This window comes from Legionella stuttgartensis (assembly GCF_977063405.2).
In genome coordinates this window covers 236,903-258,451 of the sequence record NZ_CDRUHA020000060.1, presented here as the reverse complement: position 1 = coordinate 258,451, position 21,549 = coordinate 236,903, and the positions used below count along the sequence as shown (strand labels likewise).

Below are 21,549 nucleotides of genomic sequence, written 5' to 3'. Positions count from 1 at the left end.
CAATTTTTGTGAATGAGTGTACTAAACGATTGCAATGATTTAGTAAAAAGCAGTAACGAGGCAGGAATTTCTTTTTCTGCAGGACGAAGAATCAAAAGGAACTAACAACATGCTGAAAACGAGTCAAGTGAGTGAAACCTTGCGTCAATCGGGTATTCGTGCGGCGAGCACGGAGTGTGAAAAAATTGGCGGCATCAATTTAGGTCAGGGTATTTGTGATTTACCCACACCTGAGATTATCAAACAAGCGGCTATACGTGCGATTGAACAGGAAAAAAATGTGTACTCTGCTTGTGAAGGGGTATTCAATTTACGCCATGCTATTGCCGATAAAATTCAAACGTTTAATAAAATCCCGGTTCATGCCGAAACAGAAATTCTGGCGACCCACGGTTCTACTGGCGCATTTGTCTGTGCGGCGATGTCTTTGTTTAATCCAGGAGATGAAGTTATTTTGTTTGAACCGTTCTATGGCTACCACAAAAATATTTTGGAGCTGTATCAAGTTAATGTTAAAGCGGTCCCTATTAATTTGCATGATTTAAGCATTCAAATCGCTGACCTTGAACAAGCGATTACTCCTAAAACCCGTGCAATTATCATTTGCACACCGTGTAATCCTTGTGGCAAAGTTTTTTCTGAGCAGGAATTATTAGCGATTGGCGAAATTGCAGAACACTATAATTTAGCCGTTATTACTGATGAAATTTATGAATATATTACTTATCCTGGTTATACACATGTGTCGTTTGCCAGTTTAAAAAATTTTAAAGAACGCACGATTACGATTTCAGGATGCTCAAAAACCTATAATATGACGGGATGGCGTTTAGGTTATGCCAGTGGTCCAGCACATATAATTGCAAAAATGGCCTTGATTCAAGATTTATTGTATGTGTGCCCTGCAACCCCATTACAATATGCGGCGATCGATGCGTTCAAATTACAAGAAACTTATTATCAAAAAATGTGTCAAACCTATTTAGAAAAACGTGATCATACAGTTCGTGAGTTACGTGAGATTGGTTTTGAAGTCACCGTTCCTCAGGGCGCTTATTATATCATGGCTGATTTTTCACGCATGGGCATTAAAGATGATGCCACTATGGCACGCATGTTATTGGATCAGGCCAAAGTTGCCGTGGTTCCTGGACGCTCTTTTTATTTAAATCCGGATAAAGGAAAACATGTTGTACGTCTTTGCTATGCCTTAAGTAAAGAAAAAGTGGCACAAGGGTTGAAGCAGATGAAACATGGTCTAATGGCACTAAGTTAAGCTTGTTTACCTAGAACTTACGTTCCGTGACGTGTTCGCGGAAACCAATGAATGTAGGCTTCATAGCAGGATCACCCCGAACACGTCGCGGGACGTAGACAGAATATAGAAAAATATTCTTAACTTAATGTCCTTCTTAAGACATAGCAGCGTTGATTGCTTAGACTAATCTCTTGGACTATAGTTAAAATTTTGATTAACAAAGTATTGAGGGAACGAGTTATGGATGGGAACAATGTGAATACAACGAGTAAATGTCCAATAATGCATGGTGGTATTACTTCCTCAAACATATCGAATATAGACTGGTGGCCCAATACCTTGAACCTCGATATATTGCATCAGCATGATACCAAAACTAATCCAATGGGATTGAACTTCAATTATCGTGAAGAAGTCAAAAAACTGGATTTTCCAGCATTTAAGAACGATTTATATAAATTGATGACTGATAGTCAAGAATGGTGGCCTGCTGATTGGGGGCACTATGGTGGTTTGATGATTCGGATGTCCTGGCATGCAGCGGGTTCATACCGTGAGGCGGATGGTCGTGGTGGTGCTGGTACGGGTAACCAACGATTTGCGCCTTTAAACTCTTGGCCTGACAATGTGAACTTAGATAAAGCACGTCGTTTGTTATGGCCTATCAAGAAAAAGTATGGCAACAAGATAAGTTGGGCAGATTTGATCGCATTAGCAGGCACTATCGCTTATGAATCTATGGGGCTTAAAACTTTTGGTTTTGGTTTTGGTCGCGAAGATATTTGGCATCCCGAAAAAGACATTTTCTGGGGCTCTGAAAAGGAATGGTTGGGTGCTAAGCGCTATACTGACAAAAACCGTGAATCGCTGGAAAACCCTCTAGCAGCAGTGCAAATGGGATTAATTTATGTAAACCCAGAGGGGGTAGATGGACATCCTGACCCTCTTCGAACAGCTCAGGATGTTCGCGTGACCTTCGCACGTATGGCAATGAACGACGAAGAAACTGTCGCGCTTACTGTTGGAGGTCATACTGTTGGCAAATGTCATGGTAATGGTGACGCAAAGTGTTTAGGACCTGCTCCTGAGGCAGCAAATATTGAAGATCAAGGTCTTGGTTGGCTTAACAAAATCAGTAGAGGTATTGGTCGTAATACGGTTTCAAGCGGTATTGAGGGTGCATGGACAACACACCCAACAAAATGGGATAACGGATATCTCTATTTACTTCTTAATTATGAGTGGGAACAAAAGAAAAGTCCGACGGGTGCCAACCAATGGGAGCCGATTAATATCAAGGAAGAAGATAAACCTGTCGATGTTGAAGACCCGTCTATTCGTTATAATCCAATCATGACCGATGCGGACATGGCCATGAAAATGGATCCCATATACCGAAAGATTGCTGAGCGCTTTTACAAAGATCCTGATTATTTTGCTGAAGTGTTCTCTCGAGCCTGGTTCAAACTCACTCATCGCGATATGGGGCCAAAATCACGCTACATTGGCCCTGATGTTCCGAAAGAAGATTTAATTTGGCAAGATCCAGTGCCTGTAGGTAAGAGCGATTATGATGTAAATGCGGTCAAACAGAAGATAGCCGCTAGTAGTCTCAGTATTAGTGAAATGGTTTCAACTGCATGGGACAGTGCGCGAACCTTCCGTGGTTCAGATAAGCGAGGAGGGGCAAATGGAGCACGTATCCGATTGAAGCCACAAAAAGATTGGGAAGGTAATGAGCCGCAACGACTTGGAAAAGTACTGAGCATTCTCGAAAATATCGCCTCCGAATCCGGTGTTAGTGTGGCTGATGTGATTGTACTTGCCGGTAATGTTGGTATCGAAAAAGCGGCTAAAGCCGCTGGGTTTAATATTACAGTTCCCTTTGCTCCTGGACGAGGTGATGCAACTGATGCGATGACTGATGCAGCCTCCTTTGCTATGCTCGAACCCCTTTATGATGGTTATCGTAACTGGCTTAAGAAAGATTACTCGGTCAGTGCAGAAGAGCTCTTGCTCGATCGCACGCAACTAATGGGACTCACCGCTCCTGAGATGACAGTCCTTGTTGGCGGTATGCGAATGTTAGGCACAAATTACGGCAATACGAAGCATGGTGTTTTTACCAAACACGAAGGAGCTCTAACCAATGACTTTTTTGTCAATCTTACTGACATGGCAAACACATGGAATCCAATAGCTAATAATTTGTATGAAATTCGTGACCGCAAAACTGGGGCTCTTAAGTGGACAGCTACTCGAGTAGATCTTGTTTTCGGTTCCAATTCGATTCTTCGCGCATATGCCGAAGTATATGCTCAGGATGATAACCAAGAAAAATTCCTAAAAGATTTTGTTGCTGCCTGGGTGAAGGTCATGAACGCAGATCGTTTTGATTTGCTTTAATACTGCGCATAGATTAAGACACTGAATTATTAACTAATACTCTTTTATAGAGGGAAAGAGTATTAGTATTAAATAAGCGAATGAATGCATATTGATTGTCGCATTTTGAATCATACCAACCGCGCTATCTATTGTTTTTCCCAAATAAAAGAACTTCTGAACGTTCCCTGATTGTTAATTAGTCACAGTCTTTGAAAATGATGGACCCTTTGCTCTTTTTAAATTCAAAAATTATGAACTAGTGTATATAATGACTGCAAAATAATAAAAACAAGAACAGGGACTTATTATGAAGCGTTATTATTTCAATAATTCAAAAAATTATATAGACAGTCACGAGCAGCTTTCGGTAGAGCAAATCGAGCAATTAAAGGAAATCATGTCTTTTTTTCCTTATCACGGTAAGAATAATTGGCTACAAATATTAGAATCTTTTCACCCAGAAAAATACCCCTCTAAATTAGTTCATATGGCTGCTAACGCTTTTGATGACAATGGCCATACCATGTTAGGTTTGGTTTGCGAATATGGTAAAAATGTTGAAATAGTCCAAAGATTAATTGATATGGGTGCCAACCCCGATATACCTGATCACAATATGAAAAAACTACCCTTGCACCGCGCTATAAATAATCAATTATCCAGCTCTAATCGTGACTCTTTAGATGCAGTAGCAGTTGTTCAATGCCTTCTTAACAATGGGGCTAATACTAAAAATGCATGCTTTCAAAATAGTACCCCTCTTTTTTTTGCTCTATCCCAACAGTTTCATGCAGCAGCAAAACTCATAAAGGACCATATTCTAAGTTCAAGAAGTTATGCCATATTGCAAGAATCATTGCTTTCAGGAGATACGTATAGCTTGAAACAAGCGTTGAACAACACTGATGGTTTGGCATCTTTCATTACCACAGTGAAAGGTTGGTCCCCTGTATTTGCTGCCATACACCAAAGTTACGCCCACCAAAAAACATTGCGTAATCTAACAATATTAAAAAAGCATCATGTTGAGTTTAACAATACCTTCTACATTAAAACCTATTCAGGCATACCGATTTATTGCGCGGTTAATCCTATTGCTTACTTACTATTGCGAGGTGGTGATTCCAGGCTAATTGGTGCTTTAATTAAGCATGGAGCTGATCCTGAGCACCCATCCATAGCGGTAGTTAAGAAAATTATTGAGCTCAATCCTAATCATAAAGCGTTTAATTATGCAGTTCAAAACGATAGTAACCCCTATGATGTCAACGCACGAACAATGCTCGATTTATTTGAATCAAAATTTGCTCAAGGTAAGCAAAAGAGCAAAACCGTTTCAAATTCCACATATTCACCAGGACTCTTTGAAACAAAGGTCAATAAATCAAACGAAGATACCAGCATATCCGATGAAGAATTGGCCGCTAGTATATTCGGTCAAGCTTCATTTACTGCAAAGCGTTATTCTTGATGAGGGTATGACCCGCTGGGTGAAAGCCCAGCGATATATATATTTACCCCTTACATCGCATACTATCAACCGGAGGTAACTCTTTGTCTTATGGTTCTAAATTCTTTAAAAAATCTCCACTTGAAGTAGCCACATATCTGTATTCTCAGATGGATACTCCACAGGATTTCTTAGCGGTATGGTTAGCAAATGATGCTCCAAAGAGACGGACTCAAAGACATCAACGAGCAATTGAACTTGCTTTGTTTCACAAAGAGGGCATTAAATTTTATCCTGCCCAAGTCAAGATATTAAGCACCCTGATCGATTCTGAAAATACCTTAACAGAAATGGATCCCCGACATCTATCCTATTTAGGTAGAAAATTGGCAACTCTATTAAATAATCCCAATTTAAGCATCCAGCAACTAATACAAGGGATAAAGCTCATAGCAGCGATAAATAAAGTCCAACTACCCTCTTTAAATATTGTCGATACATTATCTGTGCATAATTTCCTTGAGCTATCCGTTTTAAGGAAGGTTTTAATTGAAACAGTGATTAAAAACGATCTGGAGTCCTTATTTGATGACTTAAAGAGTATACTGCAATCCTCAGATTCTGAGCTATATTTTAGCCCAATAGTATTTTTATCAGTCTTAGCCCACAAGGTAGATAAAAAAACGCTCACGCTTTTAGTTGATCCGCTAATTAGTATACTCCCTTATAACGATAGTTTGCTTACTGGCGCGATAAATGAAATCCTATCCATACTGACCACCAAATTGGACAGCCAAACATTGGCGCCCCTTTTAGACTCAGTTAAGCAACACCTGGATGACAAAAAAGGACCGTTTGTAGGCGCGTTTCGCTATTTAGCAACCTTAGCGCCTAAAATAGAAAAGGAAACTCTTGAACCTCTGGTCAATTTAGTTAAAGACATTATGGATAGTGCTGGTACCCATTTAATGAAAGAAAACCCGGAGTACGTGTGTATAGAGGCATTAAATTGCCTCGCCAAGCTGGTCCCTACCATGGAAAAGAGTTCACTGAAACTCCTTATCAAGCCAGTAAAAAAACAACTTGATGTTCCTTCATTTAGTCGTTCACTAGCGGCAGCCAAATGTTTGTCAGCATGTTCTTCTGGCATGACCACGGAGCTACGCCTCAGCCTTCTCGATTCTATTAAGAATAAACTTAGAAATGATAAATGGAATATTAAATGTATTACCTTAAGCTATTTACCCACACTTGTTCCCGCAATGGATGAAGAGATGCAGGAAGAACTTATCAATTTAGTAGAGCAAACACTGACGGACGACAATCCGAAAGTAAGAACTCATGCATTGGATTGTTTAAAACAACTTATTTTTGTATTGGAAAAAGAAATTGAGGGGCACCTAATTGATTCCATAAAAAATGCACTTAATGACCATGAATTTTCTGTTCGGAGTGCAGCCTTACACTGTTTCCAAACGTTCGCACCGCGAATTAAAACAGAGATGCTAAACCCTGTTACTGAGCTAATAAAACAAATGAGTAATGATCCCGATTTTAATGTTCGAATTTTTACCTTGTATTATTTAGTAGCGTTATGTTCTACAAAGGGTGAGAAAAATCCAGAAGACATTATAAATATAATAAAAACCAAACTGGATGACGCAAATGAACGAGTCCGCGAAGTAGCATTCGAATGTTTGGCAAAGTTTGCCACCAGCATGAAAAAAGAAACACTGAATAATCTGATTGATTTAGTAAAAGAATTAATTGGTAGTACATTTATTGAATCTAAAGCTATATTAAAATTTTTAGGAGCAGCAGCTTCTCGAATTGACCCCAAAATACTGGAACACCTTGTACAACCCGTACAAAGCAAATTGGATGCACCCAATTCAGATGTCAGGCATGCAGCATGCCACTGTTTAATAGCATTTGCTTCTAAAATAAATAAAAATACGCTGAAAAAGCTTATTAATGACCTACAAAGTAAACTCGATAGTCAAAATGAGATAACCCGTAGTAACGCTCTAGATTGTTTAGCAGCTCTCTCCCCTTTTATGGATAAAAAAACTCAGATATCCCTGATATACCCATTTGAAAAAACTCTAGTTAGCTCATCTCCAATGACATGCGTCTCTGCATTAAACGGCCTCCTAAAATTTATTTCAGCAATGGATAAGGACATGCTATATCAACTTATCGATTCAGTTAAAAATAAAAACTTGCTGGAAAACAAAAATCCTGATATTCGCACCGGAGCCTGTCGTCTTATTTGTTATATTTTGATTAATAATAATCTTATTCTTAAAATGGATACTTCACCAGCTAAAACCTTGGAAGGATTATTAGTGCGTACCGTGGCTGACTGGGTTGCCCGAATTAATGAAGTTACAATCCAGCCAGGATGTGAAGAGGATACCCCAAACTTGGTACTTTCTGTAGGCTCGTAATAAATTTTCGTTTTATTAGTTAAGCAGCACAAACCGGTTGCGTTAAAATGGTATTCTGTTCATAGAAAGGGTTCGCATGTTCCTGTTGCTGGCCTTGAATAAAATGGATCATGCTTTCAATATCAGAGTAGCTAAAATTCAAAGAACCCAGAAAGACATTGTCTCTACCGCTAACTGCTCTTAATTGTTGGTGTTGCGCTTCGCTCAATAAGACTTTATAGCAAGATAAGACAGCGCTTGGCCCCAATCGTCCTGCTTCCCTGCGAGCGAGCTCCTCGGGTGAAGAATAAAATTTGCGTGTTATATTGTTTTCTTTCGCCAAATTCCAGACATATGTCTTATTGTAATCACTTGCTTTTATTTGTTCCACGATGGGAATGAAAAAACAATGTACTTTTTCATCTTCGATAGTTCTTTTGGGTGCTTGGTTAAAAAACATATTATTCTCCCTTTTAAAATAGCAAATTCAGAGCAGACACAACTGAATGATCGTCAAACTTCCTTATAATTTAAATTTAATCTTGGAATAATTCTGTCAAGAAGACAAAAAAATATTCTTAAATTAGATGAGGTTAGGAGTTTTTTTCATATCAGGTCCTGAGATGAACATCTTCAATTTAATATAGACTTAATTTTTATATCATAAAATAAGCATAATGATCAATTTTTATGAGAAACAATGATATGAAAACAGAGCATACCGCACTTGCACACATTGCAAAGGAATGGGGTAACTTAAGGGAGTTGATTAATAGAGGTCAAGAGAAGAGTTTTTTTAAAACCGGCGGTGGCTTAACAGCAGTTAATCACTTTTTTAATCTGATAGCACTTGATCGTCAGCCAATGACTATTGGTGAATTGACTGACGCGTTGCACGTTTTAGAACAGTTAACTGTTACTAACGCAGATTCTAAAAAAGTTTCCTTTGCCCACTGGTTAGATGAAAATCGTTATCAAACCTCTCAAAACATTGGTATTGAACAGAAGAAAGCGAACGAAAGTATCTCAGAGAAAAAAGATGCTCAATGTTCAATACCTGAAAACTCTGCTTTATTTCGTTTACTTGTCAAAACCCATAATACCTTAATCAGTCATCATGAATTGGCCAATCTTCATGCTCAAGGTGAAATCCCCTGCAGCGAAATTACTTATAGCCAAAGTGAGCTTAAGGAATCACAAGTACTTTATGATATAGAAACCTCTACCCAAGAAGAAGAAACGAGCGATAAGTCTACGGTTATTAAAGATATTGTCCGAAAAGGGGTAACAATATATGGTGCTGCGATTATTCCGGGGAATGTGGATGATCATAAAGACAGGGTACTCATTGAAGCCATACAAAATTTTGCTGGTGATAAGATTGATACACCTCATTCAAGAGCGAATAAACTTTATCATTTTGGTGGTCAATTTTTACATGGCAGCCTCTTGCAAGAATTTACTAATACAACTAAGTTGGTTGAGGGGGATATCCAAGGCTTAGAACGTGGACGTACTATTGGACACATTAATTGGTCTAAAAAGAGTAGTAACGGTTCACTCTATGCAACAGTTAATTTGAAAATCCTCTCCTGTTCTTATGCGGATCCTATTGACACAAGTAGTCCTCAACGAATTTTTGCGATGGCTAGTGATGGTATTTCTTTAATAGAGCTTAATGATGAGGAGCTGGCGAAAACCATGGAGCAATGTGGTAGAGAAGTTACAGGCGAAACAGAAAACAATATAGTTCCGATCGCCGAAATAAAAGCAAAAGTCGAGATGGTGAAAAATGAGACTGGTACTGGTTATATGTTTAAGGTAAGCGAGTTCACTACCAAGTATAATACACCGCAATTAGTCTCTACCAAGACACCTGAACCTATGGAAAACATACTTTATAGAACAATGTAATCGTATTTTTCCATTTCTGTGATGAAATAACTCATGGAATTATAGTATGTGCGCATAGCTCAGCTATGTGTTAACTATTCAAGGCGTATTAGAATCTAATGCAGAATTGTCCTTTTTTTCTGCTTGTTGTTCCTTGCTGCTATCTTTTTCCTTATATCGACCCTCTTCTTTCTGAAGTCGGTTTTTGAAGTCAGTTTGGTGTTTAACGCGCTGCAGTTCTTCCTTTTCATCATCGGTATACAATTTCCTGAGAAGCACCGCACGCACTATTCTTATTAAGACATGCTTCACATTTTTTGGAGGATGGATTGTGAATACGTCGGACTTGACTTCGCGAGCAAACTCCTTAAGTGCTCCTTCATATGCTTTAAGCATGGCATCCCTCTTCTCTGTATCTGATGCCCCCCTCATCTGATCCGGAATTTTTGTTATCTCAGTTAATTTTTTTGAAAATTCAGACACTACATCCATTGATTTTTTTGCAGCAAGATCATCAGCAGCAGATTTTTTACTTTCCAAAGCAGCATCCGCCGCCAGCTCAATCCGAGCGTTACTAACGAGTACAGATAAATTATGCATTCTCTTTTTTACTTCGTCCAAGGATTCGGTCTCAGGGAAATATTCTTCTATGGATTCAATATCAGGCACTTCTTTTTCTTCCTTAACAATGATCTCCTCTCTAAGTTTGAGCAGTGTACTTCGCAATTCTACTGTCCCCTCCTTATTATTTATTCCACTGGTTTTGATAGAGCCTTCGAGGCCATATTTTTCTTCAAGCGCTCTAAGTTCCCTATCTTTCACTAGTATTTCATAGTCATGTAAACCCAAATTTTGATCTTCTTTAGTAAGAGCGATAACGATAGGAATTCCAGGATCGAATTCGCGAATTTCTTCGACAGCTTTTTTAGCAACCTCAAATGAATGCGAATTTTGTCTATCGACACAGACCACACAAATTTGTGATTGTTCAACGTAATGTTTTCTTATGTATGGAGCTACTCCCTCGTATGATCCTGCGAAATCAAGCAATCTAAGTTTAGCTCCATCTTCAATTAGTGTGTCGTACATATCAATAGAAGAAGTATGTACGTTCCCCGTAGAACTCCCACCTCGCAATGCATTACATAGTTTTGTTTTACCAGAATTGTTGGTTCCACAGACCATTATCTGGAATGGGAGATCGTTACTTGATTGAACTTTTGCTCTTGCCATGATCGGTACAACTCCAAATCCTATAGCATTATCATTTAGTATAGTCGATTGATATCATCAGAATTGAGATTATAACGCCAAGCGAGAAACGCCCATGTCTGGCAAGCAAGTAGCCTACTAATCGATTACTACAAAATAAAAAACATTAGATTCATCTATACTGTATATTAAACTTATTATTTTTGAGAGCTCCATGTTTGTTGTACAAATAGCGCTTTTTGAGTCACTCATACGCCATTATTATTCCTCTTATTTACATGAGGATCCCAGGCTAAAAAGCTTACAAAAAACAAGCTCTGTGCTTGACTTATCTTCTCTTGCGAAGGATTTTCGCGAATGGCAATGGGCGATACAAACGTTAGCGGATAATTCCAAGGTAGAATATTTATGGTGTAAAAACTTACCTGAAAATCAGGTAACTTGTGAGTTTATAAAGCTATTAGCCTCTGCTTTATCTAAAAATACACATTTAAAAACTTTGGATTTAAGAAATAATCCCATTGAAAATACAGAGGCTACTTTTATTGCAGAAATGTTAAAGTCTAATACTACATTAAAAGAACTTGATTTAAGTTATACTCATTTTGATCATATGGGATTCTATAAAATTATACTCGCCCTAAAGGAAAATAAAAGTCTTAAATTATTAAGACTTGCTGGTAGTAATCTTGGACTAAGTACAAACGCTTTGTTCCAAATATTAAGTACACACGAATCGCTTCAAGCACTTGACCTAAGCAACTCCTATTTACAACTTGATACAGGTTTATCGCAGCTCTTGACTGAGAGCAAGTCTTTAAAAAAATTAAACCTGAGCATGAACACCTTTGGGCACTACGATTTAGATTACTTAACCGATGGCTTAAACAAGAATAAAAATTTAACAGGATTAAATTTATCCTCCTGTGGATTAGATGCCTCTACTCCTGGGAGATTACAGTATTTAGCTAAAGTTTTGGGCAAACATCCTTCCTTGACCGATTTGGATTTATCCTCAAATGGGTTTGGCCCTACACAATATCCTATAGCTACTGAAATCATTAAAAACAGTTCCTCGATTAAATCTTTAAATGTAACGGCTAACTCCATGGGCGACGAAGGGCTTCGTCATTTAGCAGCTGGAATTCCAAGTAACAAATCACTAACTACTTTAGTTTTACGAAGAAATCAAATAAGTAATACAGGATTAAAGTATTTGAGTGAAGCACTTCCACACAATAATACACTGGTTCATCTTGATTTGATCGAAAATGATTTCAATTCTGTCCAAGATTTATGTGATAGTTTACAAAATAATATCAGCATTACTTCAGTTGATTTTGACCGAGAAAAAATTTCAGACAACAGCGCGGTAGAGCTTGAGAAATTATTACAAAGAAATCAACGAATAAAAAGTTCCTATCTTACTTTATTAAGTGACGCGCAATCCAAAAATGATCTCCCTGGAATGCTCAGAGTACTTAAAGAAATGAAGCATGAGTTTCATAAAAAAGATGAACAAATATGGGAGCCCGCTCAACTTGAAATGATTTATAATTCCTCGCTAGAACTCGTTAAACTCAGATTAAAAGAAGAGTTAGCCAAAAATACGAGCCCGGAGCAAAATTTATTATATTTTATAGATACTTATATTAAATCCACTCCTCTTTTGAATGAATTGAAGCCACAACTATTATCTGCACTACTAAATTACAAAAATACTACATCTCTTGAAGAAAACGAAACTGAAATACTCCATAAGTTATATGACTTTCTTGAACAAAATAAGGAAGAGCATGAGTCAATAAGTGAAGAAAATATGGAATCCTTTAAAAATGTTTTGGATTTTTTAACCCAAAAAATTGTTTCCAATTATGATGAAAAAGAAATGGGGAGTAGCCCCACCCCACCTACTGCGCCCGTAAAAAAATATTATAACCAAGCTGATTTTATTGCAAAACTCCAACAAGATAGTAATTATCAATCACTGAATAGCGCTCGCCTAAGATTTTCAGGTCTTTGTGAATTAATTTGCAATTACATTATTAAAGAAGATCTAATGGGGTTATCTTCTCAAAGTGACTCTGTAGATGACAGTGGTTTTAACAGAATCTTACCCTCAAATTTAAATGATATTCGGTTATTGGCAGGAGTATATCAATTAAATACTAACTGGGTATTAGGTAGTCATATTTTGGAGACTAGCAGTCACTTTGAAAAGTTAAAAGCCTACATGTTAAATATATATCCTTACTCGCTCTTTTCTTCATCAGATGTAAGTAAGGATGGACAACAGCTGAATCCTGCCTTATTCACCAAAAAATTAGATGAACTTGAAGCTGGTACTTATATAAAATTTATGGCTTTTAGTAAATCATTTGGAAGAATGGTGGGGCACTCCATGTTAATCAAAAAGAACTCTGATAATACCTATTCATTTTTTGATCCCAATAAAGGGGAACACCTTGAGTTAACTTCTGTTGAGATTTGCAATAAATTAAACAAATCATTGAAGTTATATGATGCAACACATATGGCTTTTCTGGACGGTCTAAAATACATAAGAAGCTTAAGTCAAACCACTACTTCTAATGAATCCAACACCTCGAGAATACATCTTAATGTTATGAAGATTGACCCTCTGGATAGACGCACAAATATAAACGCAATTTACAATTTATTATCTGACCCATTATTTTATAATGAAGAAAATACTTCTCCTCTCTATATTAAAGAGTTAAGGAATATTCTTAGACAAATAGATTATAATAATGAATCGAATATTGTAAAAAGCATCATTGAAATTAAGAAAATCTCTCAAATGGACCCTGCCCCTGATGAAAACACGCAGGTTCATTCGTTGAGAGCTGCATTTAATAGTCCTACCTCAACTACCTTTGCCAATATTCGTGCTAATTTATATAAAGATCCACAGATAAATAAAATCATGAATAGGCCTGATTCTCATGGATCCATATCGTCGCATAGCTAGTAGGTTGTCTTTAACTCATTCAATGAATCTTAAATTTATTTGTAGTTTTGGTATGCTCAACATTATTCGCACGAATTGCATTTCTCAGTTTCGTTTTGGATATTCGAACTGGAAGGTGTACTTAGTAGACCCTATTCAATTATAATTGAAAACCTCTTAAATTATTTTTTAAAGAATATAAGATGTATAACAGTAAAATCTATGAGCAAGAACCTAGAGTCATGTGGATAGCGGGTCAAAATGAAACCATTAGAAAAACAGCAATGCAAAATGGGTTCCCTGCTACGGTGGGATTAGAAGGTTGTGTAGCAATAATTTTTGCGGATAAAAAAGGGAATGTTAGTTTAACTCATGTTGATACAGATACAGACTTATCCTTTATTAAACGTGAAGTTGCTTTCATGGATGGACCGTTTACGATTGATTTAATAAAAAAAACTGGTAAGGGTGATCTCGATTTAAAAATTATTATGTTTTTGGATGATGCAGGCTTATCTAAAATTCCTTCATCCAACCCAAATAGAGTGGCTGAGAACGATGAAGGGACCGTTGTTTATAATTATTTAAAGAAAGTACCACAGTGTTTTTCTTTTAATGATTTTAAAGAACTTGCGATCCCAGGTATAACCCCTAGAGAAACCAATAAACTACTTACATTAGGTTATAGTGTTCAAACTTGCATAGCGGACCCTTTAAGATTTCAGTTACGAATATATAGTCGTCAATTGAATCAAGCTCTGTCAACTAAAGCCATTACTTTACCTTTATTGGTGCATGATGCATCAGGATGGCTACAAACCGAGATGAACATAGATGAGGAAGTAGAGGTAATTTTAAAAGGTATAAAAACATATAATAATTCATTCTTTTATACTAATAAATTAACTTCTTTAAGTTATGTTTTACCGCGCTATTTATCGCTTAAGGACCGCTTAGAATCACTGGAGAATAAATTGTCTTATGATGGACAATGATAAGTTAACCATTGACAATTTTCTTTGCAGGAAATAACTTTGTTTCTTGTGATCTATTCATCATTTTAAAAATCTGTAACGGAAGTAGAAGATAACTTTATGAACTATTATGCGATTTTGTTAATCATTAAACGACTCATTATAGGCTTACTCCCAATGCTACTGGTTGCTTGTGTGCATCAGCAAGCTAATGGTCCGGATCACTATAGGATCAAAGGGAAAACATATCATGTGATGAAGTCTGCCAAACACTACAAAGCAAAAGGAGTTGCATCCTGGTATGGGACACACGCTCGGAATAAAAAAACATCGAGCGGAGAGCGCTTCAACATGTATGCGATGACAGCAGCTCATCCAACACTCCCATTTGCTACACGAGTACGAGTCAAAAACCTGAATAATGGCCGCTCGATTGTGGTTCGAATTAACGATCGAGGTCCTTTTTTATCGAGCAGACTAATTGATTTATCCTTTGGTGCCGCTAAAAAACTCGGTATAAAAGGCACTGCTCCTGTTGAAATTGAAGTAGTTTGAGACTGCTAAGCAAGGGTAGCCCATAATCCGCTTCGCTCCCTAAGCTATCCTTGCTTTCGCAGGCAACACCAGAGTATTAAGTGCAATGAATAAAAATAAATCTATTTTGGGTGCTGGAGCAATCTTATTAGCCACAATGTTTTGGGGAATGACCTTTGCATTTATTAAGGATGCGGTTGCAACACTAACACCTTTTAACTTTTTGTTTTGGCGTTTTGGTATTGCTAGCTTGTTACTATTCCTTATTTTTTTGAAAAAAATAAGGTTCGATCGGCAAACTCTATTTCATGGTACATTTTTAGGTCTCTTCTTGGCTGGAACAGTGATATTCCAAACCATCGGCTTACGCTACACCACTGCATCGACAGCGAGTTTTATCACTGGACTGTCAGTTATATTAGTTGCCCTTTTCGAGTCGTTCCTTAATAAACAGTGGCCGTCCATCTATGTAATTGGGGCTGCTATAACTGCCTTGGTTGGTGTGGGGTTCATTACGCTTTCTGATGGATTAACAATTAATCAAGGTGATCTCTGGGTTTTATTGTGTGCATTTTGTTTTGCGAGTTATATTTTATTCGCTGGCAAAGCCTCTCAGATTCATCAACCAATCTCTTTAACGTTCATTCAATCAATTTTTGTTTGTATTTTAGCTGGAGTTGCCAGTTTATTTACTACAAAACTTGCTATTCCCTCTCAACGTAATGTTTGGATTTCCATTTTATTTTGCAGTATCTTTGCTTCAATTTTTGCTTTTTTGCTACAACTCCAATTCCAAAAATATGTCAGCTCTACTAAAGCAGCAATTATTTTTTCTCTTGAACCTGTATTTGCAACAATAACTGCCGCAATCTATTTGCATGAGCAATTAACTGTCCAATTTTTCATTGGGGCATTAATGATATTTTTTGCAATTTTGCTATCAGAGAAACGCGCGAAACAAAAAATAATTCCTCAAGAATAATGTCGTTCAATTACAAGACAAATGATCATACTACCATTAGCGTAGGTGGGGCCTTGGCCCGACAACTTTTCTTAAAACATTATGATGATTTTTTTAACTATTAACCTGGTGAGGGCATTTGCTTGACCACATCATTTTCACTCTTAAGAAGGGAGATTTTTTTATCAAGTTTAGCAAATATAATGGAGAAGTGTTCATCACTTAAAGCCGCATCTAAATGTAAAACAAGTTTATTAAAACCATCAGAATTTTGATTATTGTTATATTCATCATAACCTGCTGTGGCTTTTCCGATTATAAAATTGTTTATTTCTGATTGAAGCGAATCACTATCTAGATCTTTAGGTTTTGAAGACATAATAATTTCCTTTAAATTGGCGAGAAAATTATCTTTATCTTTTGAAACTCTATAAAGAGCTATCAAGATCGTTTTGCATTCTAAATTTGTTTTGCGAAAAATGGGTAAAAGAAGCGTTTCATTATCTTTATATATTTGATAACTTTTATTTGATAAATCTTGTTTTTTAAAAAAACTCCCCTGATGTTTTCTCTTTTCTACTCTTGAATCAAAGAGCGCTTTTAATAAGGATAAATCCGGATCATTACTTCTTCTAATAAATCGTTGCAATCGTTCAGGGCTTCTAAAATCCTCACAATTGGTTTCCACCCTATCAACCAGTGAATTCCACATTTTCTCGTCCTCTAATCCAAGTTGTTTATATACATGGATGATAGGTTTAGTTAAAAATTGAGTTTGATTTTGTTGCCAACCGATAATAAGCCATTGAATAGCATGAATAAATTCCCCATGTGCAAGTCCTGCACCAGGATCTTTAAGAACAAATCCCTCGGACACCGTAGCCAAGAATAAAGACGGGTAAATAGGAAGAAGAACTTTTCCAAATTTTGGTTGAAATCCCATTTTGGCGAGCTCTCTTTCTAAAACATTCCTTAAAACTTTTTTATGTTTTAAATAAGTCCCTTGAGTTTGATTATCAAGGGAGAGACCTTGTTTTTTTGCTTCTTCAACAAGTAACGTATTTAAATATTTTAGATGTTCAGCAACGATACTCTCATCTTGTAGAAAGGTTATAATTTTTGCACAATCACGGATAAAGGTGGTGTAATCGGGAATTTTTTCCTGATTTTTGTGTAAATCCAAAAAGATAGATTCAAGTATTTTATATTCATCCTCTACCTTAATAGGATGAGGTTTCCAATTAAAAGCCATAAAAGCTCAGTTCAATGTGGAGGTTAATTGTTTTAATTATAGACAAGAAAGCTTAATGGAATATTATAATACGCCAGGTAGGCACACACGCATCTTTTCAAGCCATTCAGGAAACTTTAGATAAAACTACTTTATGAATTGATATCAAAAAAAATCATTAACTTATTGTATACTTCAAAAAATTTCAAATGATTCTATACTGCCCTTATCCAAATGTTCCTTCGCTTTTATGCAGAAACAATAACCTAATTTTAGATGCAATGATATTTTCTGGGAATATGAATCCTATTCGTCATGTGGTTGCAAAGTTAACTTGAAGATGCACTTTCCATGGTCATTTCAAGAGCACATTGGCTAATTAAGATCTATACTAAGAGAAAGCATCAGGAACTGAATAAAAGGACTTGTTTTTATACTCCTTTATTAGTGCACCTTCATTAGCACTAATAAATAAGGGTAGGTGTTAGCATGGCAAGATCTCGATCTAAAAGTGAAAGTGACGTAAGTAACTCCACTAAAACCGGAAATCGAATTATACGGGCTGACTACGATGAACATATGGAGGGTACAATTGTACTTTATCGAGGAATTAGACCGCATGAGGGAAAGCTTTTTGAGGGGAAAACTTATGAAACTAACCTCCATGAAGAACAAACTCGTGAAAAACAATCAGTAATTGGCCCTAAAAAACCTTTAGATCAAAATATCTCGGTTGGAGACCATATTGATGGCGCCACTGACTCTTCTTACACTTCTTGGACACCTGCTTATGATGTAGCAAATCGATTTGCGAATAAAGAAGGTAAGGGCACTGTTATGAGAGGTGTTTTTCGTAAAGAGGATCTAACTCATCCAGTAGAAAATTTCGAAGGCGAAATTGAGTATTCTGTTCGTGGTACTGTTGTAGGAGCAAAACGACAACTAGCTGAACCGCCTAATGTAAAAGAAACTACAGAACAAGCTAGAAAACAGTGGTACAAAGAATCCAGAGAACTAGGAAGTAAAAATTACCTACATGACCCACTGGCTAAAGGATCAAGTATTACCCACGAGTTCTCACCAACAGGTGAACTACAGCGAACATGGAAGACGAGGAGATATAACAAAACACTTGTGGATGACATTGGAACACCAGAGCAAACAGATAAAAATGAAGAAAGAAGACAACGAAGTAAAACTGTAGGCGATAATCCCGATATTTTTTCCAAAAAAAGCTATCAACACGCTACTGTAGAGAAAACCTCTAAAGTGGAAACTGTAAAACAATCTAAAGAAGAGGTGGACATTCCTGCTCCTTCATCAATAACAACAAGCAAGCCTTTAGAGGAAAAGCAAGAAAAATCTGCACTTACGGAAACAACAAAAAAATCGCTAGCATCTTTGGCTATTTCAAAATTTAAAGCATTCAAAAAGTCTTTAAATGAATCCAATGGAGATGAGGAAAAACTTACGTCTAAAGAAAAATCAGAAGGAGTAGATTTGCCTAAATTTGAGCCAAAATAACAATGAATAAAATGGCATCGGCAAGTTAGCTTTGAGCTCACTGAAATTTATTTATTACTGGAGACGGACGATCTCGGATTGGACCTTAAAAAATAGCGCTGTATTAAAATCTAGTGTTCATGCAACTCCTGCAGGCATTGTTATTGCTATGAGCATTCATGCTAGGAAAAACACTCTATGATATCTCGTTTGGAGAATGGATTACATCATTAGGTTATTTTTGAAGTGTGGACTCCTCGCATTTCAACGACTATGTCTTTTGTTTTAGCACTTTCTAAAAAATTGTTAATCGCCTCCTGCACATCATTATCGATGTATTTTGAGCTGCTGCTGTCAATGATTACAGTCGATTTCGGTGGAATTTTTCGAAACTGATGGATGATGCTCCCTTTATTTAAAAAAGATACCTCCTCCGCCAGCTCCATGTGATAAACCATCCCTTTTTCCATAACAATACTGGTATCATGGGCGTTTAGATAGTGGTGGCGTAAAATAATGAAAATAGCTACAACAAAACCAACGCTGATACCAAATAGTAAATCATCCACTACAATTCCGACCACAGTAACGATAAATGGTAGAAATTGCTCCCACCCCATTTGATACATTTGTTTAAATACAGATGGGCTGGCTAGTTTATAGCCAATCATGACTAAAATTGCCGCTAAAGATGCTAATGGGATTTGATTTAATATCATCGGGATAGCGAGCACGCAAACGAAAAGTAACACTCCGTGCAAAATCGTGGATAACTTGGTTTTAGCACCAAAGGTAATATTTGTAGAACTGCGTATTATTACTTGGGTGATGGGTAATCCACCAATTAAGCTAGAAAGCATGTTACCTACCCCTTGAGCTTTTAATTCTCGGTCTGTGGATGTAACTCGTTTATAAGGGTCTAGCTTATCAGTGGCTTCAACGCACAATAAAGTTTCCAGGCTTGCGACTAAAGCAATAATGACTGCCACTTGATAGACCTCCATGTTACCTAGTTGAGTGAAATCAGGTAAAGTTATTGCTTGAGTGAAATCAGTAATACTTTTAAATTCAGGAATTTGTACGAGCTGTGACGACTCCAAATGAAAAGGGAGCCCACCGTTTTTATAAAGCAAAGACAGAATAAATCCGCACAAAACCACCACTAAAGGAGCTTGTAACATCTCAAATAGTTTGTACCCTTTATTAATTAAGCATTGCCACAATATCATGATTAACAGTGAAATTGTGCTAATGATGACAACTCCTGAGTTAATGTTCTCAATCGCTTTATTAATATAAAAAAATTCGAGCCGCCCATTGGTTAAATCGGTTAAAATAGGGGAAACATCATATCCAATCAAATGAGGAATTTGCTTTAAAATAATAATAATCCCAATGCCGCTCAACATGCCCTTAATTACCGCCGAAGGGAAATAATAAGCAATAATTCCACCACGTAGAAACCCCGCTGCAATTTGCAAGATACCTGCGATAAACCCGGCTAATAAAAATGCTTTCCAAGAACCTAAGGATTGTTGAGCGGCAAGAACTATCGCTATAAGACCCGCAGCTGGACCACTGACTCCCAATGCTGAGCCGCTGAGAAATCCAACAACAGCCCCTCCCACTACTCCAGCAATAATCCCCGAAAATAAAGGGGCTTCTGATGCCAGGGCGATACCGAGGCATAATGGTAGGGCGACAAAAAATACCACTATCGAAGCCTGAAAGTCATATTTTAAATTAGAAAAAATTCCCTTTATCATTTTTTTATCCCTTTAACTCTTAAACGAAAAGTATAATTCTATGTTTCCATTTTAGATTAGAAATGAGCTTCCATTATCTAGATTTTGTTTCTCTAGAAAAAAATTTATTAGAAAAATTATAGTACATCAAAGAAGTCATTTTTATTTAGGTCTGACTCCCCTCATGTAATGAGCGAGTTAAAACACTTATTTTTAAAATCTGAGTCTATTCTCAAAACAGCTATAGTAGAAAGGACATAATTATATTTATATTAATGGATAGATTTATTCCCTGGTTCTATGGATGCCTTGTTTTTCCTGAAAAGATGCGTAGGTTTATCCATTAATTTAGCCTATAAGGTTGTTTTATTGCAATCGCTACGCTTCATTTGAAAGGAAATTTGCCCCCCTCTTTCAAGGATAGCCGTATTTATTAATTGAAGATTACAAAGACCGTATTGTAATCTTAATGATTGCATTATATCGTTTCTCGTAATTCGAGTGCATTCAAGATTTTTTTTAATTAATTTCCCATTTTTAATAAGTACAATTTTTTCTCCTTTAATATATTTTCCTATTCGATGACTTTTATAAGTTAAAAAAGCCATTAATTTATACATAAGAACAATGAGTGTACATACTATTATAGAAGGTAATAGAGGAATATTATTAACAATAGCCTCTCCCAGAATGGCACCCAAAATTATATAAATAATAAAATCCAAGGCACTATGATTTCCATAAAGTCGAGACAAGTTCATTCTGAAAATCACAATAGCATATAAGGTAATCACTATACCTCGTAAGTACAAGCCATAATCCAAGAGCTCGTCTGTCCCTAAAAAATTTTCCATGATTTCTCTCTGGTTGGGTTCGATACACATTGTTGTTTGACATTCTTTGCGACATCCCTATCAAAAATCTATTTTTATGATTAAAAAATATAAAGATTTTTAATTTTTTTAATAATAGTGCAGTATACCTATATAATTTATGTAAA

At 36.7% G+C, this 21,549-nt stretch carries 15 protein-coding genes; 10 read left to right on the top strand and 5 right to left on the bottom strand.

Annotated features, from left to right (window positions below; genetic code table 11):
• Positions 1 to 109: 109 nt before the first annotated feature.
• The 4 genes from ACWTEW_RS20525 to ACWTEW_RS20510 all read left to right on the top strand — a co-directional run bounded on the left by ACWTEW_RS20525 (position 110) and on the right by ACWTEW_RS20510 (position 7,546).
• Positions 110 to 1,276, top strand: coding sequence for a pyridoxal phosphate-dependent aminotransferase (locus ACWTEW_RS20525; protein ID WP_454780363.1), 1,167 nt, complete (start codon positions 110 to 112; stop codon positions 1,274 to 1,276).
• 222 nt (positions 1,277 to 1,498) lie between these two features.
• Positions 1,499 to 3,664 carry a catalase/peroxidase HPI gene (katG, locus tag ACWTEW_RS20520; RefSeq protein WP_454780362.1) on the top strand — a complete coding sequence of 722 codons (2,166 nt, stop codon included), beginning with the start codon at positions 1,499 to 1,501 and terminating at the stop codon, positions 3,662 to 3,664.
• A 289-nt stretch (positions 3,665 to 3,953) separates the two neighbouring features.
• Complete coding sequence (locus ACWTEW_RS20515) at positions 3,954 to 5,117, top strand: ankyrin repeat domain-containing protein (RefSeq protein ID WP_454780361.1); 1,164 nt, start codon at positions 3,954 to 3,956, stop codon at positions 5,115 to 5,117.
• A gap of 149 nt (positions 5,118 to 5,266) precedes the next feature.
• Complete coding sequence (locus tag ACWTEW_RS20510; RefSeq protein WP_454780360.1) at positions 5,267 to 7,546, top strand: HEAT repeat domain-containing protein; 2,280 nt, start codon at positions 5,267 to 5,269, stop codon at positions 7,544 to 7,546.
• Between the two features lie 19 nt (positions 7,547 to 7,565).
• Here ACWTEW_RS20510 and ACWTEW_RS20505 read toward each other — a convergent pair whose 3' ends face one another.
• The gene (locus ACWTEW_RS20505; RefSeq protein WP_454780359.1) at positions 7,566 to 7,985 is read right to left on the bottom strand and encodes a hypothetical protein; all 420 of its coding nucleotides are present in this window, start codon (positions 7,983 to 7,985) and stop codon (positions 7,566 to 7,568) included.
• Positions 7,986 to 8,215: 230 nt separating this feature from the next.
• Here ACWTEW_RS20505 and ACWTEW_RS20500 point away from each other — a divergent pair, with 230 nt between their 5' ends.
• Positions 8,216 to 9,439, top strand: coding sequence for a hypothetical protein (locus tag ACWTEW_RS20500; protein WP_454780358.1), 1,224 nt, complete (start codon positions 8,216 to 8,218; stop codon positions 9,437 to 9,439).
• 78 nt (positions 9,440 to 9,517) lie between these two features.
• Here ACWTEW_RS20500 and ACWTEW_RS20495 read toward each other — a convergent pair whose 3' ends face one another.
• Positions 9,518 to 10,651 (bottom strand): GTPase domain-containing protein, encoded by a 1,134-nt coding sequence (locus ACWTEW_RS20495; RefSeq protein WP_454780357.1) that lies wholly within the window; start codon positions 10,649 to 10,651, stop codon positions 9,518 to 9,520.
• Positions 10,652 to 10,844: 193 nt separating this feature from the next.
• Here ACWTEW_RS20495 and ACWTEW_RS20490 point away from each other — a divergent pair, with 193 nt between their 5' ends.
• From ACWTEW_RS20490 to ACWTEW_RS20475, 4 genes are all read left to right on the top strand, one after another.
• Complete coding sequence (locus ACWTEW_RS20490; protein WP_454780356.1) at positions 10,845 to 13,622, top strand: leucine-rich repeat domain-containing protein; 2,778 nt, start codon at positions 10,845 to 10,847, stop codon at positions 13,620 to 13,622.
• Positions 13,623 to 13,804: 182 nt separating this feature from the next.
• Complete coding sequence (locus ACWTEW_RS20485; protein ID WP_454780355.1) at positions 13,805 to 14,596, top strand: hypothetical protein; 792 nt, start codon at positions 13,805 to 13,807, stop codon at positions 14,594 to 14,596.
• 99 nt (positions 14,597 to 14,695) lie between these two features.
• The gene (locus ACWTEW_RS20480; RefSeq protein WP_454780354.1) at positions 14,696 to 15,130 is read left to right on the top strand and encodes a septal ring lytic transglycosylase RlpA family protein; all 435 of its coding nucleotides are present in this window, start codon (positions 14,696 to 14,698) and stop codon (positions 15,128 to 15,130) included.
• A gap of 85 nt (positions 15,131 to 15,215) precedes the next feature.
• Positions 15,216 to 16,091 (top strand): DMT family transporter, encoded by an 876-nt coding sequence (locus ACWTEW_RS20475; protein WP_454780353.1) that lies wholly within the window; start codon positions 15,216 to 15,218, stop codon positions 16,089 to 16,091.
• A gap of 100 nt (positions 16,092 to 16,191) precedes the next feature.
• On the opposite strand, the gene ACWTEW_RS20470 is transcribed toward ACWTEW_RS20475, so the two are convergent.
• Entirely contained in the window at positions 16,192 to 17,322 is a 1,131-nt protein-coding gene (locus ACWTEW_RS20470; protein ID WP_454780352.1) for a LirA/MavJ family T4SS effector, read from the bottom strand.
• A gap of 468 nt (positions 17,323 to 17,790) precedes the next feature.
• Between ACWTEW_RS20470 and ACWTEW_RS20465 the strand changes: the two genes are divergently transcribed.
• Positions 17,791 to 18,825 (top strand): hypothetical protein, encoded by a 1,035-nt coding sequence (locus tag ACWTEW_RS20465; protein ID WP_454780351.1) that lies wholly within the window; start codon positions 17,791 to 17,793, stop codon positions 18,823 to 18,825.
• A gap of 209 nt (positions 18,826 to 19,034) precedes the next feature.
• On the opposite strand, the gene ACWTEW_RS20460 is transcribed toward ACWTEW_RS20465, so the two are convergent.
• Positions 19,035 to 20,570: a SulP family inorganic anion transporter gene (locus ACWTEW_RS20460; RefSeq protein WP_454780350.1), complete on the bottom strand. Its 1,536-nt coding sequence runs from the start codon at positions 20,568 to 20,570 to the stop codon at positions 19,035 to 19,037.
• A 332-nt stretch (positions 20,571 to 20,902) separates the two neighbouring features.
• Positions 20,903 to 21,403 carry a DUF421 domain-containing protein gene (locus ACWTEW_RS20455; RefSeq protein ID WP_454780349.1) on the bottom strand — a complete coding sequence of 167 codons (501 nt, stop codon included), beginning with the start codon at positions 21,401 to 21,403 and terminating at the stop codon, positions 20,903 to 20,905.
• Positions 21,404 to 21,549 lie beyond the last annotated feature (146 nt).

Coding starts and splice junctions, on each gene's coding strand:
- ACWTEW_RS20510 (WP_454780360.1), top strand. CDS start 5,267: ATGGATACTCCACAGGATTTCTTAGCGGTATGGTTAGCAAATGATGCT.
- ACWTEW_RS20490 (WP_454780356.1), top strand. CDS start 10,845: ATGTTTGTTGTACAAATAGCGCTTTTTGAGTCACTCATACGCCATTAT.
- ACWTEW_RS20460 (WP_454780350.1), bottom strand. CDS start 20,570: ATGATAAAGGGAATTTTTTCTAATTTAAAATATGACTTTCAGGCTTCG.
- ACWTEW_RS20455 (WP_454780349.1), bottom strand. CDS start 21,403: ATGGAAAATTTTTTAGGGACAGACGAGCTCTTGGATTATGGCTTGTAC.
- ACWTEW_RS20485 (WP_454780355.1), top strand. CDS start 13,805: ATGTATAACAGTAAAATCTATGAGCAAGAACCTAGAGTCATGTGGATA.
- ACWTEW_RS20465 (WP_454780351.1), top strand. CDS start 17,791: ATGGCAAGATCTCGATCTAAAAGTGAAAGTGACGTAAGTAACTCCACT.
- ACWTEW_RS20505 (WP_454780359.1), bottom strand. CDS start 7,985: ATGTTTTTTAACCAAGCACCCAAAAGAACTATCGAAGATGAAAAAGTA.
- ACWTEW_RS20525 (WP_454780363.1), top strand. CDS start 110: ATGCTGAAAACGAGTCAAGTGAGTGAAACCTTGCGTCAATCGGGTATT.
- ACWTEW_RS20515 (WP_454780361.1), top strand. CDS start 3,954: ATGAAGCGTTATTATTTCAATAATTCAAAAAATTATATAGACAGTCAC.
- katG (WP_454780362.1), top strand. CDS start 1,499: ATGGATGGGAACAATGTGAATACAACGAGTAAATGTCCAATAATGCAT.
- ACWTEW_RS20495 (WP_454780357.1), bottom strand. CDS start 10,651: ATGGCAAGAGCAAAAGTTCAATCAAGTAACGATCTCCCATTCCAGATA.
- ACWTEW_RS20470 (WP_454780352.1), bottom strand. CDS start 17,322: ATGGCTTTTAATTGGAAACCTCATCCTATTAAGGTAGAGGATGAATAT.
- ACWTEW_RS20475 (WP_454780353.1), top strand. CDS start 15,216: ATGAATAAAAATAAATCTATTTTGGGTGCTGGAGCAATCTTATTAGCC.
- ACWTEW_RS20480 (WP_454780354.1), top strand. CDS start 14,696: ATGAACTATTATGCGATTTTGTTAATCATTAAACGACTCATTATAGGC.
- ACWTEW_RS20500 (WP_454780358.1), top strand. CDS start 8,216: ATGAGAAACAATGATATGAAAACAGAGCATACCGCACTTGCACACATT.